At 69.1% G+C, this 19,047-nt stretch carries 17 protein-coding genes; 11 read left to right on the top strand and 6 right to left on the bottom strand.

Features of this window, described 5'->3' with window-relative positions; all coding sequences use genetic code 11:
• Positions 1-131 precede the first annotated feature (131 nt).
• Positions 132-1,652 carry a choice-of-anchor R domain-containing protein gene (locus PHA84_RS11855; protein ID WP_270888309.1) on the top strand — a complete coding sequence of 507 codons (1,521 nt, stop codon included), beginning with the start codon at positions 132-134 and terminating at the stop codon, positions 1,650-1,652.
• A gap of 439 nt (positions 1,653-2,091) precedes the next feature.
• On the opposite strand, the gene PHA84_RS11850 is transcribed toward PHA84_RS11855, so the two are convergent.
• Positions 2,092-3,420: an acyltransferase family protein gene (locus tag PHA84_RS11850; protein ID WP_270888308.1), complete on the bottom strand. Its 1,329-nt coding sequence runs from the start codon at positions 3,418-3,420 to the stop codon at positions 2,092-2,094.
• Positions 3,421-3,718: 298 nt separating this feature from the next.
• On the bottom strand, positions 3,719-6,556 hold the full coding sequence (locus PHA84_RS11845) for an FAD-binding and (Fe-S)-binding domain-containing protein (RefSeq protein ID WP_270888307.1): 2,838 nt from the start codon (positions 6,554-6,556) through the stop codon (positions 3,719-3,721).
• Between the two features lie 16 nt (positions 6,557-6,572).
• On the opposite strand from PHA84_RS11845, the gene PHA84_RS11840 reads away from it, so the two are divergent.
• From PHA84_RS11840 to PHA84_RS11830, 3 genes are all read left to right on the top strand, one after another.
• Positions 6,573-7,319 carry a GntR family transcriptional regulator gene (locus tag PHA84_RS11840; RefSeq protein WP_270888306.1) on the top strand — a complete coding sequence of 249 codons (747 nt, stop codon included), beginning with the start codon at positions 6,573-6,575 and terminating at the stop codon, positions 7,317-7,319.
• 61 nt (positions 7,320-7,380) lie between these two features.
• On the top strand, positions 7,381-8,598 hold the full coding sequence (gene serA / locus PHA84_RS11835) for a phosphoglycerate dehydrogenase (RefSeq protein ID WP_270888305.1): 1,218 nt from the start codon (positions 7,381-7,383) through the stop codon (positions 8,596-8,598).
• A 314-nt stretch (positions 8,599-8,912) separates the two neighbouring features.
• A complete protein-coding gene (locus PHA84_RS11830; RefSeq protein WP_270888304.1) occupies positions 8,913-9,419 on the top strand; it encodes a DUF4232 domain-containing protein in 507 nt (168 codons plus the stop codon).
• Between the two features lie 54 nt (positions 9,420-9,473).
• On the opposite strand, the gene PHA84_RS11825 is transcribed toward PHA84_RS11830, so the two are convergent.
• The 3 genes from PHA84_RS11825 to PHA84_RS11815 form a co-directional block, all read right to left on the bottom strand.
• Positions 9,474-9,860: a cupin domain-containing protein gene (locus PHA84_RS11825; protein ID WP_270888303.1), complete on the bottom strand. Its 387-nt coding sequence runs from the start codon at positions 9,858-9,860 to the stop codon at positions 9,474-9,476.
• 166 nt (positions 9,861-10,026) lie between these two features.
• Positions 10,027-10,716, bottom strand: a complete 690-nt coding sequence (locus PHA84_RS11820) for a DUF981 family protein (RefSeq protein ID WP_270888302.1) — start codon at positions 10,714-10,716, stop codon at positions 10,027-10,029.
• Positions 10,717-10,769: 53 nt separating this feature from the next.
• Positions 10,770-10,997 (bottom strand): hypothetical protein, encoded by a 228-nt coding sequence (locus tag PHA84_RS11815; protein ID WP_270888351.1) that lies wholly within the window; start codon positions 10,995-10,997, stop codon positions 10,770-10,772.
• Here PHA84_RS11815 and PHA84_RS11810 point away from each other — a divergent pair.
• From PHA84_RS11810 to PHA84_RS11800, 3 genes are all read left to right on the top strand, one after another.
• A complete protein-coding gene (locus PHA84_RS11810) occupies positions 10,948-11,664 on the top strand; it encodes a TetR/AcrR family transcriptional regulator (RefSeq protein WP_333742296.1) in 717 nt (238 codons plus the stop codon). The two genes, PHA84_RS11815 and PHA84_RS11810, sit on opposite strands and share 50 nt — an antisense overlap.
• A gap of 239 nt (positions 11,665-11,903) precedes the next feature.
• Positions 11,904-12,830: an ATP-binding protein gene (locus PHA84_RS11805; protein ID WP_270888301.1), complete on the top strand. Its 927-nt coding sequence runs from the start codon at positions 11,904-11,906 to the stop codon at positions 12,828-12,830.
• A gap of 111 nt (positions 12,831-12,941) precedes the next feature.
• Positions 12,942-13,145 (top strand): hypothetical protein, encoded by a 204-nt coding sequence (locus PHA84_RS11800; protein ID WP_270888300.1) that lies wholly within the window; start codon positions 12,942-12,944, stop codon positions 13,143-13,145.
• A gap of 95 nt (positions 13,146-13,240) precedes the next feature.
• On the opposite strand, the gene PHA84_RS11795 is transcribed toward PHA84_RS11800, so the two are convergent.
• Positions 13,241-13,864, bottom strand: coding sequence for a class I SAM-dependent methyltransferase (locus tag PHA84_RS11795; RefSeq protein ID WP_270888299.1), 624 nt, complete (start codon positions 13,862-13,864; stop codon positions 13,241-13,243).
• A 162-nt stretch (positions 13,865-14,026) separates the two neighbouring features.
• Here PHA84_RS11795 and PHA84_RS11790 point away from each other — a divergent pair, with 162 nt between their 5' ends.
• From PHA84_RS11790 to PHA84_RS11775, 4 genes are all read left to right on the top strand, one after another.
• Positions 14,027-14,593 (top strand): sugar O-acetyltransferase, encoded by a 567-nt coding sequence (locus tag PHA84_RS11790; RefSeq protein ID WP_270888298.1) that lies wholly within the window; start codon positions 14,027-14,029, stop codon positions 14,591-14,593.
• A 235-nt stretch (positions 14,594-14,828) separates the two neighbouring features.
• Positions 14,829-15,113, top strand: a complete 285-nt coding sequence (locus tag PHA84_RS11785) for an ASCH domain-containing protein (protein WP_270888297.1) — start codon at positions 14,829-14,831, stop codon at positions 15,111-15,113.
• 189 nt (positions 15,114-15,302) lie between these two features.
• Positions 15,303-16,535, top strand: a complete 1,233-nt coding sequence (locus PHA84_RS11780) for a DUF480 domain-containing protein (protein WP_270888296.1) — start codon at positions 15,303-15,305, stop codon at positions 16,533-16,535.
• 167 nt (positions 16,536-16,702) lie between these two features.
• Positions 16,703-19,018, top strand: a complete 2,316-nt coding sequence (locus PHA84_RS11775) for a CDP-alcohol phosphatidyltransferase family protein (RefSeq protein ID WP_270888295.1) — start codon at positions 16,703-16,705, stop codon at positions 19,016-19,018.
• Positions 19,019-19,047: the final 29 nt, after the last annotated feature.

Here is a 19,047-nt window from a genome sequence, read left to right as displayed (position 1 = left end):
TGCGGGGGCGCACGACCCCGGGCCTAGAACCATGCAGGGCGTGCACGTCACGGCGTCGTCACGTATCGGCCGTGCGCGTGCACGGCATCCGACCGGGGGCCATGGGCACTCGACGACGAGAGGGGACCCTGATGCCGATCTCCGTCCTTGCCGCCCGCGGCCGCTGGGCAGTAGCGGCGCGCGGCCGCGGGGCAGTAGTCCTCGGCGCTGCTCTCCTCTCGCTGGGAGCCCCGGTGCCTGCTGCCTCTGCGATGGCCACCGTCCCGCTGGCACCGGCCTTCAGCGGTCAGGTGGTCGCCTGGGGGGCTGCGGGCGAACTGCAGGACACCATCCGGCCGCCGGCCGGACTGGACGACGTCGTGATGGTGGCCGCGAGCGACGCGCCGGGCAGCTACAGCAGCCTGGCGCTGCGGTCCGACGGCACGGTGGTCGGATGGGGGCTCAACCGCTACGGGGAGGCCGACCCCCCCGAGGGCCTGCACTCAGTCGTGGCGATCGACTCCGGCGCCGGATTCTCGTTGGCGCTCCACGCCGATGGGTCTGTTGCCACGTGGGGCGCCGACGACACGGGGCAGCTCGACGTCCCGGCCGATCTGGGCCCGGTGACAGCCATCTCGGCCGGCGGCTACTTCGGCTACGGAGGCATCGGCGTCCCGCAGGCCGTCTGCGGCTATGCGCTGGCGCTTCGCCCCGATGGCACGGTCGTGCGCTGGGGCCGTAACCGGGAAGGCCTGGGCTGCGACCTGATCGACTCCCGAATGGACCCCCCGGTCGGGTTGACCGACGTGGTCGCGGTCTCCGCTGGGTCGGTGCAGGCGCTGGCGCTGCGCTCCGACGGCACCGTGGTGGGCTGGGGACAGGGCGTGACGTTCGGCGACGGCATTCGACCAGAGCTTTGGTCGGACGTCGTGGCGATCTCCGCCGGAACGGGCAACAGCCTGGGACTGCGCGCCGACGGCACGGTGCTCGCCTACGGGATCTGGGGCGAGGCAGGGCCGCCGCGCCTCCAGAACGCCGCATCGGTCTCGGCGTCCACCGTCGACCTCTTCCTCGGCCGGGACACGACCATCTCGTCCTACCCGACCCAGACTGGCGACAGGCCCGCAGACGCCGGCTACCTGGCAGTCTCCGCGGGCGAGGGCTACAGCCTGGCCATCCATGCAGTGCAGGAACCGCTGCCATGGATCCCACCGCTCGGCTCGGCCGAGGTCCAGCCGTGGGTGGACTCCAACCCGGCCGGCACGGCCGAGGCGTTCCAGTACACCGCGTCGCGGGACGCCTCAGTGAGCACTCTGCATCTCCACCTCGATGCATCGAACGCCGCGAGAACCCTTGTGGTGGGCGTGTACCGCGATGACCACGGCAGACCAGGCACCCTGCTGAGCACCGGCACGTCGCGAGATCCGGTGGCCGGCCAATGGAACGCCATCCCGATCAGCACCACCCAGATCGAGGCCGGACAGCGCTACTGGCTGGCTCTGCTCGGTCCCAAGGACACGGGGCTCATCCGGTTCCGGGATCTCCCGTCGGGCACCGGTGGACCGGCCATCATCAGCAGGCAGACGAATCTGACGTCGTCGCGCGGACTGCCGGCCTCCTGGACGAGCGGCACCCGCTTCACGAGCTCTCCCGCTTCCGCCTATCTGAGCTGACACAGAGCCGCCGACCGCGCGAAAACCGTGCCACGGTGACCGTGCGAACACGTGGCTTGGGGCTGGTCCAACAGCATTACATCGCGGCCACGGAACCCCTGCTCCTCACGTCGCAGGCGCAGGAGGTGCGCGAACTCCCCGCTCCCAGCGTGGACGGCACGCTCTGGTTCGGCTACGGCGCTTCTAGTCGGTATACGGCGTTGCCAGTCCAGCGAAGCCAGCTTCATGCTCGGTCTCTACCCAGCTGCCGAGAGTTCGGGTGCGGCGGACGGGTTCGGTCGCCTGGGCTGAGGCCGTGCCGACCGACAGCGGAGATATTGGGTGGTGCACTGGTCGCCGTAACCACGGCGGATACGAGAGGCCGTTTCGCAGGGGAGGGGAGCAGCGCATGAAGCCGGTGACCTGGCTGTCCTTCTGGCGGACGAGGTCCAGGACTGGCTCAAGCGGACTCCTGTGCTGGCGCAGCCGGGTCCAGCCCCTCTCCGGGAGCCGCGACTGGAACCGTCCGCGCCTTCCGGCCGGTCGAGGCGAGACGACGCCCGCGTTGAATCATCGGCTGCTCGATGAGCCGGTGCATGATCTCGGCTGCGAGCAGCGAGATCACCACTATCAGGAGGAAATGTGTGAGCTGGTGCGGGATCGACGTAGATCCGGGCCCCACCACTCGGTCGACCGTCCCCTTGGCGATGCGATGGATCAGATACACCGCGTAGGACCGGGTACCGATGTACGCGGCCACTGGGTGGCTCAACACGGTGGAGAGCCAACGCGGCCCGAGGAGGACCGAAGGCAATAGCAGCGCAGTGAGGACGGCGAACACGATGTGGACCTGCGAGCCGTTCTCGAACTCCAGCTCCCACGCGATGAGCGCGCCGATCAAGAGCAGAGCCACGTCGGTTCTCGCGAGTCGGGCGGCCCACGTGTAGAGCGATGGGTTGTGCAGGACCAAGGCCATCACGCAGCCGAGCAGGATCGGTGTGTAGGTCGCGAAGTAGAAGGTTGCCGACCACAAGCTCCCGACAGCCGTCAGGACAACCAGGCTGCCGGTTACTCTCAACCGGTGGCGCCGGAGCAGGGGGATCGCGAACATCAACGGCCACAGAAGGTAGTACTTCTCTTCGATCGCCAGAGACCACGAATGTCCGAAGACGAAGACGGGCGGCACTGGCGCCAGGTCGTTCTGATAAGTCAGGAACCACGGCATGGACCGCCAAAGCGACGACGCGCCCGCCTGGAGATGTAGGACACCGACGAGGATGATGTACGCCCCCAGCGTCAGGTAGTACAGCGGCAAAATCCGGTAGGCGCGACGTATGTAGAAGGCTGGGATGCGTGCCGCTCCGCGCCGCTCCTCATCGCGTAGCAGCAGAGTGCTGATCAGATAGCCGGAGATGACGAAGAAGATGGTCACTCCGACCGCGCCGTGGAGCGCGCCGAACAGCGGATCGGTCGTGTGATCGGTGACCACAAGAAGGATCGACAACGCCCTGAGCCCGTCGAGTGGAGTGAAGTAGCGGCGGCCCAGGTATTCCTCGTACGGAACAGGCACGCGATCTTCACCCTGCACTGGGGTTTCGCGCCGAGGCTCGAAGGGGAACCGCACGCGCCGACGCCGGTCAACGGCACGCTGCACGGCCTCGACGTGGACAATCTCAAGCTCATGTCCGGACATGGGTTCCCTTGCTGACAAACTCATGATGGTGCCCGTGCACCAGGGGCCGTGGCTGACAAACTCACGATGTCGCCTGTGGACCAGGGGCGCCTCCACCAAATGGATGGATGGAGAACCACTCGTCCCGGACTCAACACGGAACAGATCTCCGTGGCGCCGGGGGAGAGCGGAACGTGAGCAGGCTGGGTGTGGCGAAGGCCGAGGCGAACCACACCATGGGCCTTGGCCAAACCGGGAACATAGTCGGACCAGCTACACAGCGTGCCGCTCCAGAGCCGGTGTCCCCGGCCGTCGCAGACTCCCAGGGTGGGACGTGCGTGGAGCGGGCGTCGTCGTCCCGGCGACGAAGAAGGTCAGGCAGTGGCCCGTCTCTTCCAGGTTGCCCGGGGCGGGGTCATCCGATCGGAGATGGCCCTGTTGTGGTGGCCTCGGGGTCGAGCAGCTGGGCGAGGTGCACGCTGCGCCGGTGTCGCAGGTCAGCGATCTGCGTACGGCACGAGAACCCGTCAGCCAGCACGACCGCGTCCAGATCCGCGTCGATGGCGGGCAACAGGTTCTGGTCTGCGACGGCCAAGGAGGTCTCGTAGTGGCCGATCTCGACGCCGAAGTTGCCGGCGAGGCCACAGCAGCCGGCCAGGGTCCGAACGTTCGCGCCGGTGTCGGCGAGCAGGTCGGCGTCAGTCTTCCAGCCGAGGACGGCGTGGTGGTGACAGTGCGGTTGGGCGATCACCTGGGTCCCGGTGAGGTCGGGACCTGTCCAACCGGGAGTCTGGGCGAGGAGCTCGGCGAGGGTGCGGACCCGGGATGCGACGAGGGCCGCGTCCTGGTCGTGGGGGAGCAGCTCATGGACGTCCGAGCGCAGCACCGCGGTGCACGAAGGCTCCATGCCAACGATGGGCACACCGGCACGTGCGTCGGCGGCGAGGGCGGCGACGGTACGGCGCAGGATGGTCTTGGCCGAGTCGAGCTGCCCGGTCGTTATCCAGGTCAGGCCGCAACACACGGAGCCGTTGGGTAGCCGTGGTTCGTACCCCGCGTGGCGGAGCACGCGCACTGTGGCTTCGGCGACCTCGGGAGAGAACGCGTTGGTGAAGGAGTCCGCGAACAGCACCACGGGTTTCAGGTTCGACGGGCGCGGCGTGAAGGTGCGGCGGAACGGTCGTCTCGGGAACGGAGGGATGGAGCGGCGAGGGTCGACACCGGCCAGCCACAGCGCCGCTGGTCCGACCACCGGCAGCGTGAGGGCCCGGTTGGCCACTTTCGGCACGCGGCCCGCCAGCCGTGCCCACATCGGCAGCTTGCCGAGCGTGTAGTGGCTGCGGGGGCGGATCCTGCGCCGGTAGGTCTGGTGCAGCACCTCGGACTTGTAGGTCGCCATGTCGATGCCGGTGGGGCAGTCCGACGCGCATCCCTTGCATGAAAGGCAGAGGTCCAAGGCGTCGTGGACCGACGGGTGCGACCAGGGCAGCTCGCCGCGGACGACGTCTTGCAGGATCCGGGCGCGGCCTCGGGTGGAGTCCTTCTCCTCACGGGTCGCGAGGTAGGAGGGACACATGGTGCCGCCGGCAGCGGAGTTGTCCGCCCGGCACTTGCCCACCCCGGTGCAGCGGTGCACGGCCTGCCCGAGGCTTCCGTCGTCGTGCGGGTACGCCATCGCCAGGCCCCGGACCGCGAACGGGAACGGGCCGGCAGGTCGCACGTCCTGGTCCACAGGATCGGGGTCCACGAGTACCCCGGGGTTGAGCAGGTTCTCCGGGTCGAAGGCGTGCTTGATCCCGCCGAACAGCGCGATCGCGTCGGGCGAGTACATGTGGGGCAGCAGCTCGGAACGGGCACGCCCGTCGCCGTGCTCGCCGGACAGCGACCCGCCGAATCCACCGACCAGCCGCGCCGACTCGGTGAGGAACTCGCGCATGATGTGCGTGCCGTCGGGCTGGTCCAGCGGCAGGTCGAGCCGCACGTGCATGCACCCGTCTCCGAAGTGCCCGAACGGGGCGGACGTCATGCCGTAGGAGCTGACGAGCTCGTCGAAGGCTGCCAGGTAGTCGCCGAGGCGAGGGGGCGGCACTGCCGCGTCCTCCCATCCCGGCCATGCCGGCTTGCCCGACGGGGCCCGACCGGCGAGACCGGCGCCGTCCTCGCGGATGCGCCACAGGCGCCCCTGCACGACAGGGTCATCGACGATGACCGCGTCGTCAGCGACCCCGTCACCCACCAGGCGTTGTGCCCTGGCGCTCACCTCACCGAGCTCTTCGCCGGCGAACTCGACGAACAGCCACGCCCGTCCTTTCGGCAGCGGCGGAATCGCGTCGCGGCCGCGGCGGGCGCGGAGCACGTCGATGAGCCGCGAGTCCAAGCCCTCGCAGGACGTCGGACCGTGCGCCACGACCGCCGGGGCGGCCTGACCAGCCGTGACGATGTCGGGGAATCCGAGGGCGACGACCACCCGCACCGGCGAGTCGACGACGAGCTTCACGCTCGCCCGGGTGATGACCCCGAGGGTTCCCTCGGAGCCCACGAGGGCCTGGGTGAGGTCGAACCGCTCGGGCAGCAGGTGGTGCGCCGCATAGCCGGAGACCTGCCTGCCGAACCGGTCGAACTCGGTGCGCGCCGTGGAAAGGTGACGCGACATCACCGCCTGAACCTGGGAGACCACGTCCTCGGCGCCTCGGGCGAGCGGCGTCCCGAGGTCGTCGTAGCCCGTGACCAGGGTATGACCGGCAGCGGTGACAAGCTCTAGACCCGCGACGTTGTCAGACGTGCGCCCGTAGGCCAGCGACCGGGAGCCGCACGCGTTGTTGCCGATCATGCCGCCGACCGTGCACCGCGGGTGCGTCGACGGGTCGGGCCCGAAGCGGATGCCGTGCGGTGCGACGGCCTTCTGCAGGACGGCGTGTACCGTCCCAGGCTCCACGACCGCGGTGCGCGTCTCTGGGTCCACCGCCAGCACCCGGTTCATGTGACGGGAGAAGTCCAGCACCACGCCTCGCCCGACGGCGTTGCCCGCAACCGACGTGCCCGCACCACGACAGGTGATCGGGACCTCGGTCTCCCGCGCGACCTGCATGGCGGCGAAGACGTCCTCGCTGCCCCTCGGCCGGACGACAGCAAGCGGCGGGATCCGGTACAGCGACGCATCGGACGCGTACATGCTGCGGGTGCCGGCGTCCGCCCGAACCTCAAGTCCGGCCCTGTCCAGCGCCCGCACCACTTCGATGGAGACCTCACCCATGGGTAACATGTTACCCATGGTCCAACTGTCGCTTCCCCCTGGCGCCCCCTCCCTTGCGGACGGAGTCGTCGAGGCGGTGCGGTCGGGGATCACCGCCGGGGAGCTGCGCCCGGACGACACCTACTCCGTGTACCAGCTGGCGGACCTGCTCGGCGTCTCACGCAGCCCCGTGAGGGAGGCGCTGCTCCGGCTGGCCGAGGCGGGCCTGGTCCGGATCGACCGCAACCGGGGCTTCCAGGTCCTGACGCCTCAGGCGCATGACGTCGAAGAGATCATCGACATCCGCCTCGCCCTGGAGCCGGCTGCGGCGCGCCGCGCTGCGGAACATGCGACTGACGCCGAGCGGGCTGGCATCCGGGTGAGCTTCGAGGCCATGGAGGGCGCGACGGGAGACGAGGAAAGGTTCTGGGTGGCGGACCACGCACTGCATGACCGACTGATGCGAGCCGGCGGCAACCAGCGTGCGGCGGCGATCATCGAACGACTGCGCGCCACGACCGCGCTGCTGGGCCCGCGCACCACGACCGCAGGGCGGACCCTGCCCGAGATCTGCGACGAGCATGCACCGATCGTCACCGCGATTCTCTCCCGTAGGGGCGCCGCCGCCGAGCGGGCGATGCGGCACCACTTGGAGCACACGGGCCAGCTGTTGGTCCGAACCCTCCAGCCGGCTCCCTGTGAGGACGCCGCGGCCATCGCGGTCAGACCTTCGTCTCAAGCAGCGCACGCAATGGCACCAGCCCGGCCGGCTAGGGCAACCTGAGGCCAGCAAGAGAACTATCAGTCGGCCACCCGCCGGACGGGAGGCCTCAAGGGAGACAAGCGTGAAGGCACTACTGCTCGAGAACGTCCACCCCGTCGCTCGAGAGGCGTTCGCTCGAAACGGTTTCGAGGTCGAGGTTCGCCCGGGGTCGTTGAACGAGGCGGAGCTCATCGAGGCCTTGTCCGGTGTCTGCGTGCTCGGCATACGTTCCAACACGAAGGTCACCCGCGCCGTCCTTGACGCGGCCGCGGAGCTGCGCGCCATCGGCTGTTTCTGCATCGGCACGAACCAAGTCGACCTCACCCACGCAACCGAGCTCGGCGTGGGTGTCTTCAACGCCCCCTTCTCGAACACGCGCAGCGTCGTCGAGCTGGTTCTCGCCGAGGTGCTCGCCCTGGCGCGCCGTCTCCCCGAGAAGACGCAGCGGATGCATGACGGGATCTGGGACAAGTCAGCCAAGGGCAGCTACGAGACCCGCGGTCGCACGCTGGGAATCGTGGGCTACGGAAACATCGGGACGCAGCTGTCCAACGTGGCCGAGGCCATCGGCATGCGCGTCGCCTTCTTCGACACGGCCGACCGGCTCGCGCACGGCAACGCGCGACGCATGGGCTCGCTGGACGAGCTGCTCGAGGTAGCGGACGTCGTCAGCATCCACGTGGACGGCCGGCCCGGGAACGCGGGCCTGTTCGGGCCGGAACAGTTCGCGAAGATGAAGCCTGGAGCCGTGTTCATCAACGCCTCGCGTGGAATGGTGGTCGACGACCAGGCCCTTCGCGAGCACATCCTGAGCGGTCACTTGTCCGGTGCGGCGATCGACGTGTTCCCGGTCGAGCCGAAGGCCCAAGGCGACCTCTTCGAGTCCCCGCTTCGTGGTCTCGACAACGTGATCCTCACTCCGCACGTGGGAGGCTCCACCGCGGAGGCGCAGGAGGAGATCGGCACCTTCGTGGCGACCAAGCTGACTGGGTACATCGCGACCGGCGCCACCTCCTTGTCGGTGAACCTTCCCGAGGTGGCCCCCGCGCCCCGCGACTACGCCTTCCGGGTCGCGGTCCTGCACCGGAACGTCCCCGGAGTGCTCGCATCGATCAACAACACGCTGGCTCAGGCCGGAGCGAACGTCGTGGGCCAGTCGCTGGCGACACGTGGCGAGCACGGCTACGTCGTGACCGACACTGACGTGGCCCCGGCGATGAAGACCATCCAGTCACTGCGTCAGGCTGCCGAGGCAGTTCGCCTGGAGGCTTGGTACGCCGAAGGGAGCGCAGGAAGCTGAGGCCCTGGAGAGCGGAAACTGCGGGGCTTACGCGCTGCGCCGGCGGCAGGCTTCCACCGGACGTCTGGCTCGGGCCTGGGATATCGAGGAGTCGCCTGCCCGGGGCCGACTCTGGGCAGTGCCGGACCCTCACCATGAGAGGCGGGTACCAGCGTCCGGCAAGCGGCGGACCGACGCACATCGGGCCATCGGCCCGGGAGGCCCTTCGCCAAGGCGCATGATCCCGGGAGCACCGGCACAACCCCATCTTCGGCTGGAGCGTCACAAAGGGTGGCGGGCTGCCGCCCACCTCAACCGAGGAGGATGTCATCCACATGAGTAAGAGATCGATCGTCACCATGACGTCTGCTGCGGGACTGGCGGTCGCCACGCTGATGGCAGCACCGGCGTCGGCACAGGCCGCCGTGCCGCATTGCACCAACTCCAACCTTGCCGCCAGCCTGGTCAACCTCCAGGGCACCGCCGGCAGCCGGATCGGCGACCTGCGCCTGACGAATGTCAGCCGGGGCTCCTGCTGGACGCGGGGCTACCCGGGCGTCTCCTATGTCGGCTTCGGCAACGGCACCCAGATCGGCCGTGCCGCCACATGGGACGCCGGTGTGGTGAGGACGATCACCTTGGCCCCCAGGCAGCACGCGGACGCGCCGATCCGGATGGTGAACGTGCACAACTACCCGGGCTCGGTATGCCGCCCCACGCCAGTGGACGGGCTGCGTGTCTACGTGCCCGGCTCGAGACTCGCGAAGTTCGTCCCGTTCCACACGACGGGCTGCCGGTCCACGAACGTCACGACGATCTTCGTCAAGCCGCTGGCCCGCTAGGACCACAGCTGGCCAGCGCCGACTGACCGTTGCAGCGTCACCCGGAGCGGCGAGTCAGGTGTGTGGGGGCGGGGGGTGCGAGACGTTGACCGTCGGGATACCGACGCCGGAGCGCGCGATGATGGCCACCGACCGCACACGCCCCGGATTCGACTCTCGGTGCACGGTGAAGGCGGGCACGTGGATGTAGTCGCCCGCGAGGGCGTCGACCCAGCCCTCGACCCCCTCGGACTCAAGCCGGAGCACCCCGCGGACGACGTAGAGCATCGAGGTGTTGGAGTCATGGTGGTGCCATCCCGAGACGGCGCCGGGCTCGGTCATGACCTGCCCCGCCCACAGGCCCGGCGCCTCGAAGGCCCGCCGACGCAGCATCCCCGACGTCGGATCGGCCTCGAGGAGCTCGACCTCACGGACGACGCGCACCGGCTCGGAACGATCCATCAGACCACGCTATCTCCGCGACCCAGATGGCAACGTACCAAGCGCGGAAGGCAGCGGCCGCCCCGACGAGCTGAGGCCTTCCGGGTACCGCTACGCGGGGTGGCGCGGAAGGGAGCTCCGTTGCGCCGGAGCCCCCTTCTGAGCCGTGGTGTGTCGCCTGCGGGTGTCACCAGCGGTAGTTGGTGCCGTGGGCGATGTTCACGTACATGCCGATGTGGGTGTAGAAGTTCATCGCACCGAACAGCAGCAGCACCAGGCCGCCGATGGCGAAGGCCCCCACGGCCGAGCGCAGCAACCGGGGTCGTTCGGTCAGCAGCGCGGTGGCGAACAGCAGCGCGCCGAGCGCGATGACGCCCCAAAGCCCGCCGAGGAAGAGCGCCTCGAGGATGGGCAGATGGCCGAACCGGCCGCTGATCGGCTCTTGTGGGGGCGCGGCGCCGAGCTGGAAGCGGACGAACGCGATGGCGAGCACGGCCATACCGAGACCTAGCGCTCCGACGAAGACACCGACCGGCTTCAACGCGGCCAGCGCGGTGGCGTTGGCCTCCGCCACCTCGCCAGCGAACAGGGTCCGGTGGCGCCACAGGTACACCGCGGCGAAAAGCAGCAGGGCGCCGAACCCTGCCGCGGGTTGTCCGAAGGCGATGTTCGCGTACTCGAAGCCGTGCCCGCCGAACGGCCATGTCACCGTGGTGTGCAGTCCCAAGACCAGCAGCAGCAGTCCGGTCACGCCAAAGAACCCGGCCCACCCCTCGCTGTCGATCCTTCGGCCTCGTACGAGGTGGGTGAGGAACCACCCGAACCCCAACAGGCCCGCTCCGGCCGTGATGGCCACCAACTCGTTGTAGACGACCATGTCGTCCTACCTCTCTTCTCTCGCGGCCCTCCTGTCGAGGGCCTCTGGCCGGCTCAGTGGCTCGGGTTGCCCCGCTGGACCCGGACGGGGATGGGTTTCGGTGAGCTGTCGAAACCGTCATTGGTCCACCAGGGACCAGGTTCACCGGGGGATAGGGGCCGGGTCGGTCCCTTCGGCGTCTGGTCCTCGCGCATCCCGGCCCAGGAGAAGCCGCCGAACCACAGCACGGTGATGATGATCATCAGGGGTCCCAGGACCATCGGGTCCAGAGTGGATTCCACGTCGTGTCGCCTCCTTGATTTACGCTACATTGGCTGTAGCGTAAATAGGCGAGGTTTTGTTCCCCGAAGGGTGGTGGAAGTGTCGGAGCCAGCGGCCCGCGGTCGGCCACGACGTGCGGAGACGGACGAGCGGCTGACACGTGCCGCAACTGAACTGCTGCGCGAGAAGGGCCCGGCGGGGGTGAGTATCGAGGCGGTCGCATCTCGCTCAGGTGTGGCCCGCACGACGATCTACCGACGCTTCGACAGTCGTCGGCAGCTGATAGCAGCCGTCATCGACCCCGTTGTGGATCGGCGGCCGCTGCCTCCCCTCGAGCTACCTCTTCGGGAGAAGGTGCGTTGGGTGCTTGAGCAGGTCGCGGAGCTGTTCGAGACCGGGCTCGGCAGAGGCGCTATCGCCGCCATCGTCAGTGACGAGGACCCCGACTTCACCGGTGCGCTGCGCCACGCTTTGGAACGTCGCCTAGCGGCACTTCAGGCGCAGATTTCGGCCGACATCGACTCCGGACAGGTCGCCCGGCACGTCGAGCCGGACGCCGTGGTCGGGCTGCTCGTTGGTGCCTACCTCGCTGAGGTTCTGCGTCGCGGAGAGCCTCGCACGAGCTGGACGGATGACACGGTCGACCTGGTCACCAAGGCCCTCGAGGTCCGGCCCGACTCGCCCTGAACGCTCAGACCCACCCCGCGGCACATTCACCGCCGCCCCCTCAGGCCCTGCCGCCTACGCCCACCAGGGGATGGTGAGACGCGCCACAGTGATGCGGCATGGGCAGCCTCCCCGTGGCAGCCGGCACTCTCGCAGTCCGCAGGGAGGAAGGAGGAAGGAAGAAGGAGAGGATGAGGTACGCGGCTTCTCTTCGTCGCGATGCGCCTTGGGCTGTTCGAGCCCTGACATATGCTGACGAGATGGCGCACACGGTCGCGAGCAGACCGCTCCCCGACGGGGAGACGTGGGCGCGGTCCGCGCTCTCGCAGCTCGGCCACGTGCCAGGTGTCCATCGGGCCGGGCTGGCACTGGCGGAAGGAGGTGGTCGGCGGCTGCTCTTTACGGCGAGTGACCGCGACAACGAGGGCAGCGTCGAATGGTGTGAGGTCGACGCCTACGAGGACGTCCCGCTGAACCACACGGTGCGCACTGGTGAGGCGGTCGTGGGTTCGCTGGAGGATCTCGCGTGTCGCTATAGCGCGTTCGCTGACCGCCAGGCCCCGAAGACGTGCGCGCTGGCGTCGCTGCCGATCTCTGCAGCTGGCCAAGTCCAAGGCGCATACGCGCTCTTCTTTGACACACCGCAGAGCTTCGACCACTCACAGCTGACCGAGCTCGAGGAGCTCGGGGCGCGGCTGGGCGCTGATCTGCGCCGGGTCCAGCGCGCCACCTCGCACGAGAGTAGATCTCTCGAGGCCGGGCCGGTGCCGCCCGGCGCACGCGCGGCCACGTACTCCGTCGCTGCGGACCTTGGGGCGGTCCCTGAGGCACGCCACTTCGTGCTGAGAACCCTCGGCTCATGGGGCGTCGAGGAGGTCACGGTTGACAACGCGATCCTGTGCCTGAACGAGCTGGTCACCAACGCGATAATCCACACCGATGCCGGCTGCGAGATTCGCGTCGTGCTCGACCGCGGCGTGCTCACTACGACCGTTCGCGACGGTGGCTCGATCGTCGTCGTCGATCCCAGAAACGTCACGAGGGATCCGCTGGCCGTGCACGGTCGTGGGCTTCAGCTCGTGGACGCGTTCTCGACGAGATGGGGCTCGGAGCTGGACGCCGGCGGGATGACCGTATGGTTCGTGCTCGAGCCGGCGAAGTCGACCGTCGGTCGACTGGCGATGTGACTCGCCCACCGTCGGATGCCGGGAGCCTTGCCAGGTGTGGATCGGCGACCTCAGAGGGTATCTGAAGGAGAAGGCCCGGCACCCTGCCCGGCCTACGATTGGAGGCCCCTCATGCTCTCCCGACTCATCAGCCTCGTCGTGCTCGTCTGGTTGCTGGTCGGCGTCTTGGCGGCGTACCAGCGCGGCTACCTCAAGTCAGATCCGTCCAACTGCGCCAAGGCCGGAACCATCGTGGCCACCATGGTGGTCGGACCGCTGAACTATGCCGGCGTCAACCCAAAGATCAGGTGCGTGACCCCTCAACCCTCGAAGTAGCTCCGCGGCCGGCCGGGGGCGAGCGGCTTGGTGCCTTCTCGTCGTCTAGCGCCTTCGGCGCGAGAGCACGCCATGGTGCCAAGCGCTGTCTGGGCTCATGCACTCTTGGTCGCCGTGCACAGAAACACGCCGAACTCGCGGCCGCCCTTGAGGATGGTCGTGGCGTCCATGAAGCTGACGTCGGCGAAGCCGGCGCGGGCCAGCTGCTCGGCAAGGCGTCGCCTGTCGAATCCGTGATGTCCGTCGAAGTCGACCTTGTCGGCGTGGAAGGCGCCGTCGGGATCCTCGTCGAGGTCGGCGACGGCCAGCCGACCACCGTCGACCAGGAGCCCTGCGACGGACCGCAACAGCGCATCGAGGTCCCGAACGTGGTGTAGCGCCATGGAGCTCCACACCACGTCGTAGGCGCCCTCGAGCCGGTCCATCGCCAGGTCTGTCTGGACAGCGTGCAGTCGGTCACTGAGCCCGGCCGCCTCAATCCGCTCCCGTGCCACCTGCACCATCCCGGCGGAGGGGTCGGTCACTACAACGGAGCCGACCCGATCGGCGAGCAAGATGCTCAGCCGGCCCGTGCCGCCGCCGACGTCGACGGCGCTCATCCGTGGGGTGAGGTTCACCGCCTCGTGGATGGCTTTGGCCACCGCGACCTGCCGCTCCTCATGGCCGGGGTCGTCGTCCCACGTCGCTGCCTGGTCGTCGAATCGCTGGTGTTCGTGCACGTCTCGACCCTAGCCCCGGGCTGCCAGCAGGGAGCGCTGAGCGTCCGGGTCGAACCGAGACGGTGCCCGGTACTAGGCGCTGGCGGCGATTGACCGGCTAGGGGCCGCCTCGCTGCGGGGCCGTGCTCCGGCTGTGAGACAGGCTGTGCCAGCATCGACCTCGTGCGCAAGCAGCAACGCCTTCGGACCCGAACGGCTGAGTCACGGGCCTTCGCGGATCGGGTGCAGATCGTCATGAACCTGACCTCGCGGCTGAACATGCTGCCGTTCGATGATCTCGAGGCGCGGAGCGCGATTCTCGATGAGATCTTCGGCGGGTCCGTTCCTGACTCCCTGTCCATCTTGCCGCCCTTCTACTGCGACTACGGCCTCGGGGCGTCGTTCGGCGAACGGGTGTTCATCAATCAGGGGTGCTTCTTCCTGGACTTCGGGGGCATCAGCATCGGTGACGGTGTCTTGATCGGCCCGCGCGTGACCTTGACCACGGCCGGCCATCCCGTTGAACCCGCTGAGCGCTACGACTTCATCACCCATGCGCCCATAGTGATCGAGGATGATGTGTGGATCGGGGCCGCTGCCACGGTCACACCTGGAGTGACCGTCGGACGTGGCTCTGTGGTCGGTGCGGGTGCTGTTGTCGCGAAGGACGTACCGCCTCTGAGCGTGGTGACGGGGACGAGTGTCGTGGAGCGGAGGCGTCTGAGGCCGGCGTCTGCTGCAGACGTCTGACGCTCGTTGTAACGGCTCGCGCTCCGCCGCCGAGGTTCTACAACCACAGCTGCCGCTGCTCGGTGACCGGACACCCGGCCGAAGGGCAGCGATACGAGGCCCTGCCGCCGGACCGCGCTTGCGCCGAGTCGGGCCGAGCCGACCCGGTCGAACGAGGCAGGTTGTACACGTGGGTCAGACGACTGCGTTGGAGCGCAGAAGCGCGACTGAGGGTGTGTCGCTCTAGTGTGCGACTGTGATGTTCAGCCGCGAACTTCGCGAGGCCGTGGCGAACGGCGAGATCACGGTGTCGATTCGGCTCTGGAGCCGCCCGAAGGTCAAGGTCGGGGGGCGCTACGCAACCGCTGGCGTCATGATCGAGATCGACTCCGTCGAGTTGCTGCCGTTCTGCGCCGTGACGCCAGACGACATCCGACGCGCGGGTGAGCGCGATCGGGAGACGCTTCGTCAACGCGCGGCGCACACCGGCCCGATCACAGACGAAACCCTCGTCTACCGCGTCGAGTTCCACGTCGTGTAGCACGCCATCCTTTGACGTCGCCGTGATGGTGCCTGCGCGGAACTGGGGAGCGGCCCAGTCACGAGTGGGGAACGGGGGAGTGAGCCGCAGCGGAGAACTGGCGCCCAGGAAGACGACCGGTGCAGGCTGTCGGCAGCGCCGAGCGTAGAACGCGAACGCTGTTCCGTCGCAGCCTCTAAGGTCGTGTGCGTGACCGACCTTCCAGTCCTCGAACCGATGGATCAGCGCGTCCTCGGGAGCTTGCTGGAGAAGCAGACAACAGTGCCGGCTTCCTATCCCCTCACCGCCAACGCCCTGCGCGCTGCCTGTAACCAGACGAGCAACCGGGATCCCGTGGTGGAGCTCGACCAGGAAACCGTCGAGCGCACTGCTCGGGCGCTCAAGGAGCGTGGACTGCTGCGGATCGTCTGGTCCGACACCGGGAGGCGAACGCGGAAGTACCACCAGATCCTGGATGAGCTGCTAGGGCTGGAAGCCGACGAGCGAGCGGTCCTCACTGTCTTGTTGCTTCGCGGCGCCCAGACACCGGGGGAGCTGCGCGCCCGCACCGAACGCTTGTACCCCTTTGGGCACCGAGGTGAGGTGGAAGCGTGTCTGCGGCGGATGGCGGCGCGTCCCCAGCCTCTGGTGCTCGAGCTCGAGCGGCGGCCCGGGCAACAGGATCGGCGCTGGAAGCACCTCCTGGGGCCGGCGCCGCAGCAGCCCACGACGACTTCGTCAGCGCCTTCGTCGGCGGCGTCGTCAGCTGTGGACCGGGACGCGGTGATCGCGGACGGTGCGGATGCGCGGGACGCGAAGGTGAGGATGTCGTACGACGCCGTCGCCACTGCCTACGCCGACCAGCTGGTCGATGAGCTGGGACGGCTGCCGTTCGAGACCTGGCTGCTCGACAGGGTGGTCGCCCACGCGGTCGGTCGCCCCGTCGTGGAGGTCGGCTCGGGCCCCGGACACGTCACGGCGTACCTGGCCGATGGCGGCGCCGACGCAACGGGGATCGACCTCGCGCCCGCAATGGTGAACGAGGCCCGTCGACGCTTCCCTGGTCGAGGCTTCGAGGTGGGCGACCTACGGCGGCTGACCCGTCCCCCCGCAAGTGCGGGCTGGGCCGCCGTTGTGGGGTGGTACTCGCTCATCCACCTGGCGGCATCCGAGCTAGCCGAGGCGATCGCAGCCCTGGTCCGCCCGCTCGCGCCGGGCGGATGGCTGGTTCTCGGTATGCACGCTGGTGCCGCCGTCCGCCATCTCGACCAGTGGTTCGACCAGGAGGTCGATCTTGACGTTGTGCTGCACGAGCCTGCGTTCGTCGTCGGAGCCGTCGAGGCGGCCGGCCTCGTCGACCTGGAGTGGTATCTTCGCGGACCGATCACCGCCAGAGGCGAGACGACCGAGCGCTTGTACGTCGTCGGTCGCAGGCCGACCTAGCCGGGCGTCTCGTCAAGGCACCGGCCGCGAGCCCGATCCCAGGTCCTTCCTGTTGCGGGTAGCGGAGGGATCCGCCGACGGTCACCTGCGTCGCCCTACGAGCGGTCTTTGAACCCGGCCCGGCCACGCATCGTCCTACGGGCAGACAAGCCAGGGAGAGGGGAACCGTGCACCTGACCGCCGTCGCCGTCGGCGCCTTCCTGGCCCTTGGCCTAGCGGGCGTCACGCATGCCCTCCTGCGACGGGCGTCGGCTCGCCGCGGGACCCGGGGCATGGGTCCAGCGGACCGCGTGACCCTACTGCGCGCATGGCTCACGTGCCTTGTGGCGGGGCTGCTGCCGGCGACCCTGACGGGGGCGCCGACCACGTGGCCTGTGGTGCTGGTCGCGACGGTGGCCCTGGTTCTCGACGGGGTCGACGGCAGGGTCGCCCGGCGTACCGGCACGGTCTCCACCTTCGGTGCGCGGTTCGACATGGAGGTCGACGCGCTGCTCATCTTGGTGCTGTCGGCCCATGTAGCCGTGGGCGTCGGCTGGTGGGTCGTCGGCCTCGGACTGGCGAGGTATGCCGTGTGGCTGGGCGCGCAGGCGGTTCCCTGGCTGCGGGCGGACATCCCCGCCCGCTACTGGCGGAAGGTGGTCGCCGCCGCCCAGGGGGTCGCTCTCGTCGTCGCCGCCAGCGGCCTGGTGACGCCGCGGTGGGACGACGTCGTGCTCGCCGTCGCAGCCACGGCTCTCGCCCTCTCCTTCGGTACAGAGGTCGTCGAGCGGTGGCGTCACTGGTCCCCCGCACCGGTCGCAGCCGGCCGCTCGAGGAGGGGGAGCAAGCCGTCCGGTCCGGTGCGGCGCCGGAGGAGGGTGGTCGGAGGCGTGCTGACGGCGGCCCTGCTGTGGCTGGCCTTCAGCGGCCCCGACCGGGTGCGGGACCTCCACCCCGGGGTGCTGCTCGCGCTGCCGCTGGACGGCATCGTCCTGCTCGCTGTGCTCGCCGTGCTGAGGGGCCGGCCCCGACGGTGGCTCGTGCTCACGCTCGGTCCGCTGCTGGGACTCGTGCTCGTCGTCCGGATCCTCGACCTCGGGGTCGACTGGGCTCTTGGCCGCCCGTTCGACCCGGTGCAGGACTGGTCCTACCTCAGCTCGGCGACCGGCCTGCTCGCCGATGCGACGAGTGTCGCCCTGGCCGTCCTCGTGTGCACGGGGCTGGCCGTAGTGACGGTCGGCCTGCTCGTCGCCCTGCCATGGAGCCTGACCTGGGCAGCCGAACGGTTGGGGCGGCATCGGCGCCGGGCCCTTTGCGTCGCCGCCATTCTGCTTCCGGTGTGGTTGGCCTGTGCCCTCACCGGCGTGACCGGACCGGGCGGGGCACCCGTCGCCAGGGCGGGCGCTGTAGGGATGGCGGCGCGCCACCTCGACGAGGTCGGGTCCTCGCTCGGTGACGAGGCGGCCTTCGACCGGGGGCTGGCGGCCGATCCGCCGGGAGGGGTGCCGCCTGAGCTGTTGCCGGAAGGACTTCGCGGCAAGGACGTCCTCCTCGTATTCGTCGAGAGCTACGGGCGGGTGGCGCTGGAGGGACCTCCGGAGGTCATCGCGCCGGTCACCACGGCGCTGGCGGACGCCGACCGTCGCCTGTCCCACGTGGGCTGGTCCAGCCGGAGCGCCTGGCTGACCTCCCCCACGTTCGGCGGTATCAGCTGGCTCGCGCACTCGACGCTGCAGACCGGTCTGTGGGTGGACGGGCAGGGGCGCTACGACCGGCTGCTGGCCAGCAACCGGACGAGCCTGAGCAAGGCTTTCCACGAGGCCGGATGGCGCACGGTGGCGGACATCCCCTCGGACACCGGGGCGTGGCCTGAGGGATCACGGTTCTACTCCTACGACCGGGTGTACGACGCGTTCGACGTGGGGTATGCCGGGCCGCGGCTCGGGTACGCGCGCGTGCCCGACCAGTTCACCCTCAAGACCTTCGCCGAGCGAGAGCTCCGCCCCGGGCATGCACCGGTCATGGCCGAGATCGACCTCGTGTCCAGCCACCTCCCGTGGGCGCCGCTGCCGCGTCTGATGGACTGGAGGGACGTGGGGAGTGACTCCGCCTACGTCTCAGCGTCCGGCGAGGCGGCGGGCTCACGCAGCCAGGTCTGGTCCACGCCCGCTGGCGTCCGGGCGGCATACGGCCGATCAGTGGCGTACTCGCTGGAGAGCCTCGTGTCGTTCGTGGAGGCGGTCCACGACGACGACCTGGTGCTGGTCGTCCTCGGGGACCACCAGCCGTCCGCGGTCGTCTCCGGACGACGGGCCGACCACGACGTCCCGGCCAGCATCATCGCGCGGGACCCAGAGGTGGTCTCCCGTGCGGCCGCGTGGAGCTGGCGGCCGGGAATGCGGCCCTCGCACGACGCACCGGTGTGGCGCATGGATGCCTTCCGAGACCGGTTCCTGACGACCTACACGATGCCGGCCGCCGCCACGGCTGCTGCAGCGCACTGAACCCGGGAGCGCACAGCTCCGTCCTTACG

Source organism: Pedococcus sp. 5OH_020, from assembly GCF_027812955.1.
Classification (GTDB): domain Bacteria; phylum Actinomycetota; class Actinomycetes; order Actinomycetales; family Dermatophilaceae; genus Pedococcus.
This window is presented reverse-complemented; position numbering and strand designations above follow the sequence as displayed.